12 protein-coding genes are annotated in these 13,097 nt (G+C 66.5%); 6 read left to right on the forward strand and 6 right to left on the reverse strand.

Going from position 1 to position 13,097, the window contains the following annotated elements; genetic code table 11:
* Positions 1–183: 183 nt before the first annotated feature.
* Entirely contained in the window at positions 184–1,086 is a 903-nt protein-coding gene (locus tag CXY91_RS26935) for a DMT family transporter (RefSeq protein WP_100964927.1), read from the forward strand.
* A gap of 135 nt (positions 1,087–1,221) precedes the next feature.
* Here CXY91_RS26935 and gpt read toward each other — a convergent pair whose 3' ends face one another.
* From gpt to CXY91_RS26955, 4 genes are all read right to left on the reverse strand, one after another.
* On the reverse strand, positions 1,222–1,731 hold the full coding sequence (gene gpt, locus CXY91_RS26940; RefSeq protein ID WP_100964930.1) for a xanthine phosphoribosyltransferase: 510 nt from the start codon (positions 1,729–1,731) through the stop codon (positions 1,222–1,224).
* Positions 1,732–1,841: 110 nt separating this feature from the next.
* On the reverse strand, positions 1,842–3,668 hold the full coding sequence (locus tag CXY91_RS26945) for a methyl-accepting chemotaxis protein (RefSeq protein ID WP_158673600.1): 1,827 nt from the start codon (positions 3,666–3,668) through the stop codon (positions 1,842–1,844).
* A gap of 447 nt (positions 3,669–4,115) precedes the next feature.
* Positions 4,116–4,880 (reverse strand): competence/damage-inducible protein A, encoded by a 765-nt coding sequence (locus CXY91_RS26950; RefSeq protein WP_100964934.1) that lies wholly within the window; start codon positions 4,878–4,880, stop codon positions 4,116–4,118.
* Positions 4,881–5,006: 126 nt separating this feature from the next.
* The gene (locus tag CXY91_RS26955; protein ID WP_100964936.1) at positions 5,007–5,858 is read right to left on the reverse strand and encodes an FkbM family methyltransferase; all 852 of its coding nucleotides are present in this window, start codon (positions 5,856–5,858) and stop codon (positions 5,007–5,009) included.
* Positions 5,859–5,983: 125 nt separating this feature from the next.
* Here CXY91_RS26955 and map point away from each other — a divergent pair, with 125 nt between their 5' ends.
* On the forward strand, positions 5,984–6,808 hold the full coding sequence (map, locus tag CXY91_RS26960; protein ID WP_100964938.1) for a type I methionyl aminopeptidase: 825 nt from the start codon (positions 5,984–5,986) through the stop codon (positions 6,806–6,808).
* Complete coding sequence (gene radC / locus CXY91_RS26965; protein WP_100964940.1) at positions 6,805–7,533, forward strand: RadC family protein; 729 nt, start codon at positions 6,805–6,807, stop codon at positions 7,531–7,533. The genes map and radC overlap by 4 nt, the downstream gene beginning before the upstream one ends.
* A 39-nt stretch (positions 7,534–7,572) precedes the next feature.
* On the opposite strand, the gene CXY91_RS26970 is transcribed toward radC, so the two are convergent.
* Together CXY91_RS26970 and CXY91_RS26975 are read right to left on the reverse strand one after the other, a co-directional pair.
* Complete coding sequence (locus tag CXY91_RS26970; protein WP_100964942.1) at positions 7,573–8,580, reverse strand: saccharopine dehydrogenase; 1,008 nt, start codon at positions 8,578–8,580, stop codon at positions 7,573–7,575.
* Entirely contained in the window at positions 8,573–9,589 is a 1,017-nt protein-coding gene (locus tag CXY91_RS26975) for an NAD(P)-dependent oxidoreductase (RefSeq protein ID WP_248307656.1), read from the reverse strand. The genes CXY91_RS26970 and CXY91_RS26975 overlap by 8 nt, the downstream gene beginning before the upstream one ends.
* A 123-nt stretch (positions 9,590–9,712) precedes the next feature.
* Here CXY91_RS26975 and CXY91_RS26980 point away from each other — a divergent pair, with 123 nt between their 5' ends.
* The 3 genes from CXY91_RS26980 to CXY91_RS26990 all read left to right on the forward strand — a co-directional run bounded on the left by CXY91_RS26980 (position 9,713) and on the right by CXY91_RS26990 (position 12,883).
* The gene (locus CXY91_RS26980; RefSeq protein ID WP_091841142.1) at positions 9,713–10,333 is read left to right on the forward strand and encodes a TetR/AcrR family transcriptional regulator; all 621 of its coding nucleotides are present in this window, start codon (positions 9,713–9,715) and stop codon (positions 10,331–10,333) included.
* Between the two features lie 107 nt (positions 10,334–10,440).
* The gene (locus tag CXY91_RS26985; RefSeq protein ID WP_091841139.1) at positions 10,441–11,856 is read left to right on the forward strand and encodes a circularly permuted type 2 ATP-grasp protein; all 1,416 of its coding nucleotides are present in this window, start codon (positions 10,441–10,443) and stop codon (positions 11,854–11,856) included.
* 85 nt (positions 11,857–11,941) lie between these two features.
* Positions 11,942–12,883, forward strand: a complete 942-nt coding sequence (locus CXY91_RS26990) for an alpha-E domain-containing protein (RefSeq protein WP_091841137.1) — start codon at positions 11,942–11,944, stop codon at positions 12,881–12,883.
* Positions 12,884–13,097: the final 214 nt, after the last annotated feature.

Genomic DNA, 13,097 nt, shown 5'->3' on the forward strand with positions numbered 1-13,097 from the left:
CGCCTTCTGCGGTGAGGGCAGGCCCTCATCCCTGCCCTTCTCCCACACGGGAGAAGGGTTCCCCGCGCCCTTCATCCCGCTCCTCCCCCATGCGTCCCACGTAGAGCCTCCTGTCGCGCCCACCCTTGCCGCCGCCTCCCGCTTGAGCCCATAAGCCGCCCTGCTCCCGCAAGGCCTTGAACAGTGTCCAATCCCGCCTCCTCCCGCCTCGCCATCGGCTTTGCCTTCGGCATCCTCTCGGCCGTGATCTGGGGCGTGCAGTCGGTGGTCTCGCGGCAATCGGTGGTCGACGGGCTCTCGGCCGGCGACGTCACGATCCTGCGCTTCCTCGCCGCCGCGCTGGTGCTGCTGCCCTTCGCCATCGCGCGACTGAAACCCTTCCCGGTCGGCAAGCTCGGCTGGAAGCGGGCGCTGATCCTCACCGCCATCGTCGGCCCGAGCTACAGCCTGATCCTGGTCGGCGGCGCGCATTTCGCCCCGGCTCTGCACTCCTCGGTGATCTCGCCCGGGCTGATCCCGGTCGCCACCGCGCTGCTTGCCGTCTTCGTCCTCGGCGACCGGATCAGCCCGCTCAGGGTGATCGGGCTCGCCATCATCGTCGCCGGGATCGTGGTCTTCTCCTTCGAGGCGATGGCGAACACGCCGACCCGCGAGGGCGCCTGGATCGGCGACCTGCTCTTCGTGCTGATCGCGGTGCTCTGGTCGGTGTTCGGCCTGCTCGCCCGGCGCTGGGGCGCCGATGCGGTCGAGGTCACCATGGCGACCTGCCTGCTCTCGGTGCCGCTCCTGCCGCTGCTGGCGCTGGTCCAGCCGGTCAACCTGCTCTCGGTGCCGCTGCCCGCGATCGCGCTGCAGGCGCTCTATCAGGGCGTGCTGGTCGGCGCCGTCGCGCTCTTCCTCTACACGGAAGCCGTCGCGATTCTCGGCGCGGCCCGCGCCGCGCTGTTCCTGCCGCTGGTGCCGGTGGTCACGGCGCTGTCGGGCGCGATCATGCTCGGCGAGCAGGCCTCGACGCTGGAGATCGCCGGCATGCTGCTGGCGGTCGCGGGCATGGTGGTGGCGCTGAAGGCGCCGAGCAGCGCGTGAACCAATCGCAGCCCTCATCCTGAGGAGCCGCGCAGCGGCGTCTCGAAGGATGCTCGACCTGTTCCGGAGCCTCCTGAAGCATCCTTCGAGACGCAGCCTGAAGGCTGCTCCTCAGGATGAGGGCTGAGGATATCCTCAGCCCTTGTGGTCCTTGGCGATCGGCTCGACATAGGCCAGGCCCATGTCCCAGGGGAAATAGATCCAGGTGTCCTGGCTGACCTCGGTGACGAAGGTGTCGACCACCGGCACGCCGGCCGGCTTGGCGTAGACCGTGGCGAAATGCGCGTTCGGCAGCATCTCGCGCACGACGCGGGCCGTCTTGCCGGTATCGGTCAGGTCGTCGACGACGAGCACGCCCTTGCCCTTGCCGTCGCCGATGGCGCGGATCGAGGGGGCGATCTCCTTCATCACCTTGAGCTCCGACTGGTTCTTGTAGTCGTGATAGCTGGCGATGCAGACCGTCTCGATCAGGCGCAGGCCGAGCTCGCGGCAGATGATCGCCGCCGGCACCAGCCCGCCGCGGGTGATGCAGACCATCGCCTCGAACGGGCCAGCATCGGCAAGGCGCCAGGCGAGCGCGCGGGCGTCGCGGTGGAACTGGTCCCAGGAAACGGGAAAGGCCTTGTTGGCGGAAGCGTCAGCCATGGCGGCGGGTCCTGCGGCAGTCTGAAAAAGAGGCTTTCCGCAAAGCGCATTCGGCCGGCGCTGGCAAGAGCCGTGCAGCGATAATCCCCGCCGCGCAGCTCCTAAATCGCCTAGAACTCGGCCCAGCCGTCGTCGCCCCGGCCGCCATTGGCCACCCTGGCACGCGGGAACGGCACGGGTTTGCCCGGCGCGGCTGCCGCCTTCATCGCCGGCAGGACCGAGCGCAGATCCGCCGCCAGTCGCGCAGGCTGGTCGCTGCCGCCGAGCCGGAAGGCGCCGACCAGCGCCGCCAGCGCCTGCGTCTCGCCCTGCAGGTCGCGCGACAGCTTCGAGCTGGCGTCGGCCATCAGCGAGTTGCGCTGGGTGATCTCATCCATATGGGCGACGGTCTTGGCCATTTCCTCGACGCCATTGGCCTGCTCGGTCGCCGCGCTCGAGATCTCGGCGATGGTGCCGGCGACCCGGTTGGCCGCATCGACGATCTCGTCGAGCGTGCGGCCGGCATCCTTGACCAGCTGGACACCGGAGCGGACCTGCTCGCTGGAATTGGCGATCAGCGACTTGATGCCGTTGGCGGACTCGCTGGAGCGGCCGGCGAGCGCCCTGACCTCCGAGGCGACGACCGCGAAGCCCCGTCCGGCATCGCCGGCCCGCGCCGCCTCGACCGCGGCATTGAGCGCCAGCAGGTTGGTCTGGAACGAGATCTCGTCGATCATCGAGATGATGTCGGCAATCGAGGCCGAGGCCTGTTCGATCCGGCCCATCGCCGCCACTGCATCGGTGACGATCGCCCCGCCGCGCGAGGCGACGGTCTTCGCCTCGTCACCGAGCGCCGCCGCCTGGCGCGAATTGCCGGCGCTGGTCTTGATCGAGGCGGCGAGCTCCTCGGTCGTCGCTGCGGTTTCCTGCAGGCTTGCGGCCTGGGATTCGGCGCGTTCGGCGAGCTCGACGCTCTCGCTCGCCATCTTGTCGGCCGCGGCGCCGACCTTGCCCGAGATCGCGCCGACGGCGCTGATCATCTGCGCCATCGTCTCGATCAGCTCGTTGATGCCGCCGCAGAGGACGGCGACCTCGCCCTCCTTGCCGGCCATGTCGATGCGCGGGGTCAGGTCCTTGTCCTTGGCCCGGCCGATCACGCTCTGCGCCTCGCCCACCGCCTTGGCGAGCTGGCGCGCCGCCTTCTGCTCGGTGATGTCGGTGGCGTATTTCACCACCTTGGTCGGCCGCCCCTTGGCGTCCATGATCGGGTTGTAGCTCGCCTGGATCCAGACTTCGCGGCCGGCCTTGCCGAAGCGCTGGTACTGGCCGGAATCGTACTCGCCGCGGCCGAGCTTCTCCCAGAAGGCGCGGTATTCCGCCGAGCTGCGATAGGCCGCGTCGCAGAACATGGAATGATGCTTGCCCTTGATCTCGTCGAGCGAATACCCCGTGACGGCAAGGAAGTTCTCGTTGGCGTCGAGGATATGGCCGTCGAGCGTGAACTCGATCACTGCCATCGCCTTGCGGATCGCCGAGACCTGCCCGCCCATGTCGGCTTCGCGGTTCTTCTGGTCGGTGATAACGGTCGCGAACTTGACGACCTTGACCGGCTTGCCGCTGGAGTTGAGGACAGGGTTGTAGCTCGCTTCGATCCAGAGCTCGCGGCCATCGGCGCCGACGCGCAGGAACTGCCGCGCCTCGTATTCGCCGCGCGCCAGCCGCGCCCAGAAGTCCTTGTATTCGGCGCTCGCCGCTTCTTCCTTGGTTACGAAGATGCTGTGATGGCGCCCGCGTACCTGATCGAGCGTATAGCCCATCGCCTTGAGGAAGTTCTCGTTGGCGTCGAGGATCGTACCATCGAGCGCGAAGCCGATCACCGCCGTCGAGCGGTTCAGCGCCGCCATTTCCGCCGCGAGGTCGCGGCGCGAGGCGCCGCTCCTGAAAGGATTGAGCCGCATGCCTCTTGCCCCCATTAGAACAGGTCAAGAATGCAATTAATTCGTTTACGGACTGATAATGACAGCGCGAATGCTTGATACGGCAGCGCTGGAGCCTGACGAAAACGCTTGCACCTGCGCTGGCCCCCAAGGCAAGAGCTTTCGTGTGTATGCAAATGAGACAGTAACATGCAGATTGTATGGAAGATTAAGCCTCGATATCCAGGACGCGCGGCGGTGGCTGCCGGGAATACTGACCGGCTGGACTAGTAGCGCGGCACTCGATCGTTCATGAGCAGTACGTCACACTCGTAAAAAGTGTATTTTTATACGACACAACCATCGAGAAGTTCGCTCGCCTGGGTTGAATTGACCTGAGCCAGAGTGCTTTTGGTCAGAACGACAATGTCACTCCCGCCGCATCGCGACGCGCGCGGGAATGATGGTTCCGCCCAGCAGGCGACGTCTCTAACGGCGCAGCCGCGACCGCTCTGCCTCGACCATAGCCTTCACGGCTGCCGTTGCCAGCGCCAGCTTCTCCGGATCGCGCGAGCGGACGACGATATTGGTGTCCGGCCCGGTTTCCGACCAGAACGGGTAGGAGCCTATCGAGCAGTCGGGATGGGCTTTGGCGATCTCGGCGAGCGGCGTGCCGATATCGCCCTCGCGCAGGCCCGCCTGCACCGTCTCCGACAGGATCTTGGCACCGGTCTTCAAAGTCGGTCCGACGACGTCGAGCATGGCCTGCATGATCGCCGGCACGCCGGCCATGACATGGACGTTGCCGATCTTGAAGCCCGGGGCCTTCGACACCGAATTGGCGATCAGGTCGGCGCCGGCCGGAATGCGCGTCATCCGCATCCTGGCCTCGTTGAGCTGATCTTTGGGGAAGCGCTCCAGCAGCATGTCGATCGCGCGCTGGTCGTAATCGATCGGCACGCCGAAGGCGGCCGCGACCGCATCTGCCGTAATGTCGTCATGGGTCGGGCCGATGCCGCCGGTGGTGAAGACATAGGTGTAGCGCGAGCGCAGCGCGTTGAGCGCCGAGACGATCTCGTCGGTCAGGTCGGGCACGACCCGGACCTCGCGCAGCTCGATGCCGATATTGGTCAGGTACTCGGCGATGTAGCCGATGTTCTTGTCCTTGGTCCGTCCGGACAGGATCTCGTCGCCGATCACAAGGATCGCGGCGGTGATCACCGGCTGGAAGGCGGGCGATGGCTCTGCCGTCATGGGCTTTTCCTTGCTGTTTGATTTCGCCGCATGCGTGCCCCGATACGCCAGCGAGCTAAGCCGCTTGCGCACAAGTGCTCAAGCACCGCGCCAGTCGGAGCGGCCATGCGCGCGCGGCGCAGCCGCTCACGAGGTCGTGCGCTCGTAGACCAGGTTGAGCCGGGTCTGGGCGATCAGCCTGTAGCCCTTGCTTTCCAGCAGGGCCGGCAGGTCCGCCTGCCAGCGGCCGCGCGAATCCTCGACGATGATGAAGCCGGGCCAGAGCGCCTCGGGCGCATCGTGCAGGAAGGGTTCGAGGATCAGGTCCTCGGCGCCTTCGACATCGAGCTTGATCGCATCGATCCGCTCATAGCCCTCGCTCTGCACCAAAGCGAGCAGGGTCGTCGCCGGCACGCGGACCGAGTTCGCATTGCTGGAGCGCAGGATGCGCACGCTCGATTCGCCCTTGTTGGCGGGGTCGAGGAAGAGCGTCAGCTCGCCCGGCTTGTCGGCGAGCGCGCAGGCGATCGCCTTGACCGTGCCGAACGGGTTCTGGGCGATGTTGTAGGTCAGCCGCGCGAAGATGTCGGGCTGCGGCTCGATCGCGAGGATGCGCGCGCTCCGCCCCGCCCGCGCCGCGACGAACAGCGAGTAGGCGCCGATATTGGCACCGACATCGATGAAGCTGAAGCCGTCGCGGATGCGCGCGGCCAGGAGCTCGCGCTCCTGCGCATCGAAATATTGCGGCGTGAACAGCACACGCTTCTCGCAGACATTGCCCTCGGGATAGAGCCGCATCTGCGCACCGAGGGCCTCGATGTCGACAGGCTGGCCCTTGAGCCGGTTCAGCCCGAGGCGGCGCAGCGCGAAGGCGACCTTGCGTCCGAGGAAGGAGCCGGAGGCGCAGCGCGTCCAGCCGATGATGCGGGCGATGAGCCCCTGCGGCGCGAAAGTGCCGAAAGGCTGGTCCTCGACCGACCTGATCTCATTGAGTGCCATCGGCGGGCTGATACACCCCAAGCGCGGATGGCGCCAGCGGCTTCGTCGGCGATCCCGGCGGCGCATCCGCCTTGCACCGCACCCCAAACCCAATAAATAAGGAAACCAAGGAGCGGCCTTCCGGAATGACCCTGAACGAATCGATCTCGCGCGGGCGGCGCGATCCCGCCATCAAGCTGCATGGACCCGAAGCCTTCGCGGCGATGCGCAAGGCCGGGCAGCTGACCGCGCGCGGCCTCGACATGCTCGCCGGCGAGGTCAAGCCGGGTGTCACCACGCAGCGCCTCGACGACCTCGCCTTCCAGTTCGCCATGGACCACGGCGCCTACCCGGCGACACTGTTCTATCGCGGCTACACCAAGTCGATCTGCACCTCGATCAACCACGTCGTCTGTCACGGCATCCCCGACGACAAGCCGATGCGCGAGGGCGACATCATCAACATCGACTACACCCTCATCGTCGATGGCTGGCATGGCGATTCCAGCCGGATGTTTGCGGTCGGCGATATCCCGCGCAAGGCCGAGCGATTGGTCGAAATCACCTATGAGAGCCTGCTGCGCGGCATCCGCGCCACGCGCCCGGGGGCGACCACCGGCGATATCGGCTTCGCCATCCAGCGCTATGCCGAGGGCGAGCGCTGCTCGGTGGTGCGCGACTTCTGCGGGCATGGCCTCGGCCAGGTCTTCCACGACGCGCCGAACATCCTGCACTATGGCAGCCCCGGCGAAGGCGTCGAGCTCAAGCCCGGCATGCTCTTCACCATCGAGCCGATGATCAATCTCGGCAAGGCCAGCGTGAAGGTGCTCTCCGATGGCTGGACGGCGGTAACGCGCGATCGTTCGCTCTCGGCCCAGTTCGAGCATACGGTCGGCGTCACCGAGACGGGCTGCGAGATCTTCACGCTCTCGCCCGCCGGCCTCGACAACCCGCTCGCGCCGCGCCCATGAAGACCAGCGGCAACGGAAAATCAGCCCCGCTTGCCGCCGCTCCGGCCGAAGCCCCTCCGCATCATCTCGGCCATCGCGACCGCCTGCGCCAGCGCTTCCTCGACGCCGGCGATGCCGCCCTGCCCGACTACGAACTGCTAGAGCTGCTGCTCTTCCGCTCGATCCTGCGGCGCGACGTCAAGCCGCTCGCCAAGCAATTGATCCAGCACTTCGGCTCCTTCGCGGAGGTGATCGGCGCGCCGATCTCGCGGCTCACGGAGGTCAAGGGCGTCACCGAAAGCGTCGCGCTCGACCTCAAGATCGTCGAGGCAGCGCTGAAGCGCACGATGAAGGGCCAGGTCGCCAAGAAGCCGGTTCTGTCCTCTTGGTCCTCGGTGATCGATTATTGCCGCCTCGCCATGGCCTTTGCCGAGCGCGAGCAGTTCCGCATTCTCTTCCTCGACAAGAAGAACGCACTGATCGCCGACGAGGTGCAGCAGACCGGCACGGTCGACCACACCCCGGTCTATCCGCGCGAGGTGATGCGCCGGGCGCTGGAGCTCTCGGCGACCGCGTTGATCCTGGTGCATAACCACCCCTCCGGCGACCCGACCCCGTCCGGCGCCGACATGCGCATGACCCGCGAGCTGGTCGATATCGCCAAGCCTCTCGGCATCGCCATCCACGACCACATCATCGTCGGCCGCGACGGTCATGCCAGCTTCAAGGGCCTGGGGCTGATCTGAGGCTGCCCAAGCGCAGCACGCCGGGACTGGCGCGGCCGGTCACGTCTCCCGCATGACGATGCCGAACCCGGCCAGCCGCCGCATCAGATGGCCGGTTTCGACCAGCGTCTCCGGCAGATGCAGCCCCGAGGTCGGCCGCGGCTTGCCGGCCAATCCGAGCAGGCCCTCGATCACCACGGCGATGCCCTTGGCGCTCAGAGCGGCGTAGCCGTCTGGATCGACCAGCTCCCACCGGAAGCGCCCTTCCCGGCCGTCCTTGCGCAATCCGGTGATCTCGATGATCACCTCATGCGAGGGCTTCTCGCCACGCAAGGTGCTCGCCGTCTGCCCCTCGGCGAAATCGACGCGAACGCTCTTGGCCGCGCTCGCCGACAGGCTGAAGACGTCGACTAGGCCGACCGTCGCGCCCTGATGCGCGCGGCCGTCGATACCGGTAAAGCTGCGCTCGGTTTGCGGCGCGGCGATCCAGCGCCACAGCCCTTCCGATCTGACGAGAGGCGCTGGGCCGATCGCGCCGATCCGCTCCATGTCCACCTGCGAGGCCAGCCCCAGCGGATCGGCCGGATCGAAGACGAGGCCGACCTCGATCGCCTCGATGCGCTCGAAATCGGAAGCGGCGTGCAGTGCCGCGAGGGCTGGCACCGAGCCCATGCTGTGTCCGAGCAGGACGACCGGCGCAGCGCCCGGCTGGCGGATGAAGCCGGCGATCGCAGGGCCGATTTCGAAGACGCCGTCCGAGAGCGCGATATAGGCCGCGCCCTGCGCGGCGGCCCAGTTCTGCGTGCGCAGCGACAGATCGCGCACCGCCGTCAGCACGACCGCCGGCTTGAGATCAGCCGGCAGGCCGAGATCGTCGCGTTCGAGATCGAGCGGAGCGCTGATTGCGTGACCAAGCTCTGCTGCCAGCGCTTCCGCCTTCGCTGTGTCGCGCCCGGCAATCACCAGCGGCATTTCAGGATGAAGCTGACGCAGGGCGCGGGCCGTACGTGAGCCGACGCTGCCATAGCCGCCCAGGATGAGGACGGGGCCGAAAACGACTTCAGCCATTGGCGTTGCGCTCCGTGAAGACCGCGCCGAATTCCTTCATCCGGGCGAGGTAATAGGCAGGCTCGATGATGCTGTCGGGGAAGTAGAGGCCGGGCTTCAACGCCTCGCCGCCGGCCAGCCCGAGCGCGCGTTCGGTTGCGAGCGCGACGCCGAGCGCCGTCAGCGGCGCCTGGCCCTGCGGATGCACGACCTCATAGGTCCGGGCGCCGCGCTCGCCGGAGTACAGCACGCCCTCGATCGTGATCACGCTCTCGGTCGAGAACGGCCCGCCGGCCCGGCGGCTGGCCGAAACGTCGAAGGCCAGATCGAAGCGGATATCCTTGGCGTCGGTCGCGGTGGCGAGGCTGAGTACATCGAGCGGACCATAGGCCGTGGCCGGCAGCTCGACGCCGTCGACGCTGCGATAGCGCGCCTCGGCCTCCTCGCCCGCGATCCAGGCGAATCGGCCAGCCTTCAGCGTCAACGTCGCCGAGCCCGACTGCGTGATGCGTTCGTAATCGGCCAGCGCCGCCTGCCCGCCCATATCATGCTCGTCGAGCAGCACGCCGACGTGAATCCGATTGATCGAACGGAACGCCTTGGCGTACTCCAGCGCCGGAAACAGCGCCGCGCCAGCCAGCCACTGGCTGGCGAGCACGACCGGCGCCGCCTGCGGCTGATGGATGAAGCCGGCGGCCTCGATGCCGATCTCGAAGGCGCCGCTTGAGACGCTGAGATGCGGGATGCCCTGGCGCTGGGCGAAACGCAGCGCATTGCTCCAGTCGTCCTTGACGAAGACGATGATGGCGCTGAAGCGGCCGCTCTCCGGCAGGCCGAGATCGGGCTTGGAGAGATCGGCGGCAAGCGCCTCGACGCCGAGCTTCTCGGCGACGGCCTGCGCCTTGACGAGGTCGCGACCGGCGATCGTGACTGGCAGGCCGGGATGCAGACGGCGGATCGCCGCAGCGGTCTGCGCGCCGACGACGCCGGAACCGCCGATGATGAGGACTGGATTTTGGATATTGGGCACAGGAGGCCTCCGTCACGGAGCCAACGCCGAAGCGCCAGCTTTATTACTAGAAGTAACTTACTATAAGTAGGAATGCAATTTCCCTCTTGTCAAGCGCGCCTTCGCCGGGATTCTTGAATCGCCATGCCAGAGCCCTTCGCCGTCGCCTCAAGCCGCAAGCTGCCGAAGCAGGAACGCCGCGAGCAGCTGCTCGATTGCGCCCAGGAGATGGTGCGCGAAGAGGGCACCGATGCGCTGACGCTGGCACGGGTGGCCGAACGCGCGGGCGTCACCAAGCCTGTCGCTTACGATCATTTCGGCACGCGCGAGGCGCTGATGGCCGAACTCTTCCGGCGCATCGACGATCGGCAGACCGCCATTCTGGTGGAGACGCTGAAGGCGACCGCAGACGAGCTCGGTGCCGTGGCCGCGACGATCGCCGCGGCCTATATGAGCTGCGCCCGCGAGGTCGGCACCGAATGGTACGCGCTCTCGGCCGCATTGAGAGGCAGCGAGACGATGGAGGCGGTGCAGCGCGAGCTCACCGCCCGCTATGTCGGGATCTGGCAGGGCGCTTTTGCCCGGTGTGCAGGCCACCTTCCCGCTGACGAGTTGCAGCTGCGCTGCGTCGGCATCCTCGGCGCAGGCGAGGCGATCTCGATCGAGCTGCTACGCGGCCATGTCACCGAAGCACGGGCCGCGGCGACGCTGGCGACCCTGATCGCGGCGACCATCGGCGCGCCGGCCGCTGCTGCGGCGAGCTGACCTCTGCCCAAGAAAGAGGCAAGTCTAGCCAAAGTGCTTGGCAAAGGACCCCTTTCCGAACGCGAGCGAATACGCATAGGCTAGCCGAAACAGGGGAAGACGGCTGCATGGTCGCATTCGACGAGATGACCGGGGGAGAAGGCGGCCTGCGGGCGGCCTATGGCGAGCTCGATCGCTGGCTGAAGGAGGCGCCACCCGAGATGCTGGCGCTGCGCCGCTCACAGGCCGAGCTGTTCTTCCGCCGGATCGGCATAACCTTCGCCGTCTACGGCGACGAGGAATCGACCGAGCGCCTGATCCCCTTCGACATCATCCCGCGCGTGCTGACCAAGCCGGAATGGACAAAGCTGGAAAAGGGCCTGCGCCAGCGCGTAACCGCGCTCAACATGTTCCTGGCCGATGTCTACGGGAAGAAGGAGTGCCTGAAGGCGGGGATCATCCCGCCGGAGCTGGTCTATCGCAACGCCTGCTACCAGCTGCAGATGGTCGATTTCCAGGTGCCGCACGGCATCTACTGCCACATCGCCGGCATCGACATCGTCCGCGTCGACGCCGACACCTTCTATGTGCTCGAGGACAATGCCCGCACGCCGTCGGGCGTCTCCTACATGATGGAGAACCGCGAGGTGATGCTGCGGCTCTTCCCGGAGCTGTTCGCCACCCACCGCGTCGCGCCGGTCGACAATTACCCCGACCAGCTGCTGGCGACCTTGCGCTCGGTCGCCCCGCACTCGGCCTCCTCCGATCCGACGATCTGCCTCTTGACCCCCGGCCAGTACAATTCGGCCTTCTACGAGCACTCCTTCCTGGCCGACAAGCTCGGCGTCGAGCTGGTCGAGGGCTCGGACCTGCTGGTCAAGGACGACGTCGTCTACATGCGCACGACGCAGGGGCCGAAGCGCGTCGACGTAATCTACCGCCGCATCGACGACGACTTCATCGATCCGCTTGTCTTCCGCAGCGACTCGGTGCTCGGCGTGCCCGGCATCATCGGCGCCTACAAGGCCGGCAACGTCACGCTCGCCAACGCGGTCGGCACCGGCGTCGCCGACGACAAGGCCGTCTACAGCTACATGCCGGAGATCGTGAAGTTCTTCACCGGCGAGGAGCCGATCCTGAAGAACGTGCCGACCTACCGCTGCCGTGAGCGCGAGGCCAACGCCTATGTGCTCGACAATCTCGACAAGCTGGTCGTCAAGGAGGTCAACGGCTCCGGCGGCTACGGCATGCTGGTCGGCCCGCATGCCAGCAAGCAGCAGATCGAGACCTTCCGCAAGAAGCTGAAGGCGCAGCCCGAGGGCTTCATAGCCCAGCCGACGCTGGCGCTCTCGACCTGCCCGACCTTCGTCGCCTCGGGCGTTGCGCCGCGCCATGTCGATCTGCGACCCTATGTGCTGTCGGGAGCCAACGGCATTTCCTGCGTCCCGGGCGGGCTGACCCGCGTCGCGCTCAAGGAGGGCTCGCTCGTGGTCAATTCCAGCCAGGGCGGCGGCACAAAGGACACATGGGTTCTCGATGCATGAGCGAACGGGAGCGACCTCGATCCAACCTGCCCCCGACGCCAGGCGCTCGCGCGAACTACATCACGCCAAGAGACCGGACCTGATCATGCTTTCCCGTACCGCCGACAGCCTCTACTGGGTCTCGCGCTATGTCGAACGGGCCGAATACCTCGCCCGCATCCTCGACGCCACGACCCGCCTGACCAACCTCCCCTCCGCCTATGGCGGCGCCGGCACCGAATGGCAGAGCGCCGTCGCCACAGCCGGCTGCGAGGATACCTTCGCCAAGGCCTATGGCGAGGCGAACGAGCGCAATGTCTGCGATTTCCTGAGCTTCAATCCGGACAATCCCACCTCGATCCGCAACTGCTTCGCCCTCGCCCGCTCCAACGCCCGCGCAGTCCGCACCGCGCTGACCTCGGAGATGTGGGACGCGCTCAACGGCGCCTGGCTCGAACTGCAGCGCTTCGAGCGCAAGCGCATGGACCGCGAGGAGTTCGCCCGCTTCCTCGACTGGGTGAAGAACGTTTCACTGACCTTCGACGGCTCGGCCTACCGCACCATGCTGCGCGACGACGGCTACTGGTTCTCGCGGCTCGGCGTCAATGTCGAGCGCGCCGATAACACTGCCCGCATCCTCGACGTGAAATACCATGTGCTGCTGCCGGAGACCGAGCAGGTCGGCGGATCGCTGGATTATTTCCAGTGGACGACGATGCTGCGCGAGGTCTCGGCGCTCACAGCCTATCACTGGGTTTATCGCCAGGCGGTAAAACCCGTGCTGATCGCCGACCTCCTGATCCTCAACCGGCGCATGCCGCGCTCGCTGGCGAGCTGCTATGAGAACATCTCGCGCTTCCTCGACCAGATCGGCGACGCCTACAACCGGCACGGTCCGGCCCAGCGCCAGGCGCGCAAGACCCTGACCAATCTCGCCAACACGCCGATCGAAGCAGTGTTCCAGCGCGGGCTGCACGAGTTCATCGAGGACTTCATCACCGAGAACAACCGCCTCGGAAACGTCATTGTCGAACAATACCTGCAATAAGAGTCTCTAACAGAATCTGAGCAGGTCTGGATGGGTCTTGGAGGAGCCGAATGCCAGGAGGAACGCGCAGCCGATATCCTTCGATATCGGCAAGTCGGTCCGACGCCGCAGGCGGCCCTCCAAGGCCCACCTCCGGCGCCGGGAATTCGCCCGCCCGCGGCGTCGCGTCGCTTGCCGATACCAACGGTATCGGCTTCACGCCGCTCCTGGCGGA

Origin of the sequence: Allobosea sp. FBZP-16, from assembly GCF_002831785.1 — a bacterium.
In the GTDB taxonomy this organism is placed as follows: domain Bacteria; phylum Pseudomonadota; class Alphaproteobacteria; order Rhizobiales; family Beijerinckiaceae; genus Allobosea; species Allobosea lupini.

What these genes read in the sequence shown, in the direction of transcription:
- gpt (WP_100964930.1), bottom strand. Translation starts at nt 1,731, where the DNA reads ATGGCTGACGCTTCCGCCAACAAGGCCTTTCCCGTTTCCTGGGACCAG.
- CXY91_RS26945 (WP_158673600.1), bottom strand. Translation starts at nt 3,668, where the DNA reads ATGCGGCTCAATCCTTTCAGGAGCGGCGCCTCGCGCCGCGACCTCGCG.
- CXY91_RS26950 (WP_100964934.1), bottom strand. Translation starts at nt 4,880, where the DNA reads ATGACGGCAGAGCCATCGCCCGCCTTCCAGCCGGTGATCACCGCCGCG.
- CXY91_RS26955 (WP_100964936.1), bottom strand. Translation starts at nt 5,858, where the DNA reads ATGGCACTCAATGAGATCAGGTCGGTCGAGGACCAGCCTTTCGGCACT.
- map (WP_100964938.1), top strand. Translation starts at nt 5,984, where the DNA reads ATGACCCTGAACGAATCGATCTCGCGCGGGCGGCGCGATCCCGCCATC.
- radC (WP_100964940.1), top strand. Translation starts at nt 6,805, where the DNA reads ATGAAGACCAGCGGCAACGGAAAATCAGCCCCGCTTGCCGCCGCTCCG.
- CXY91_RS26970 (WP_100964942.1), bottom strand. Translation starts at nt 8,580, where the DNA reads ATGGCTGAAGTCGTTTTCGGCCCCGTCCTCATCCTGGGCGGCTATGGC.
- CXY91_RS26980 (WP_091841142.1), top strand. Translation starts at nt 9,713, where the DNA reads ATGCCAGAGCCCTTCGCCGTCGCCTCAAGCCGCAAGCTGCCGAAGCAG.
- CXY91_RS26985 (WP_091841139.1), top strand. Translation starts at nt 10,441, where the DNA reads ATGGTCGCATTCGACGAGATGACCGGGGGAGAAGGCGGCCTGCGGGCG.
- CXY91_RS26990 (WP_091841137.1), top strand. Translation starts at nt 11,942, where the DNA reads ATGCTTTCCCGTACCGCCGACAGCCTCTACTGGGTCTCGCGCTATGTC.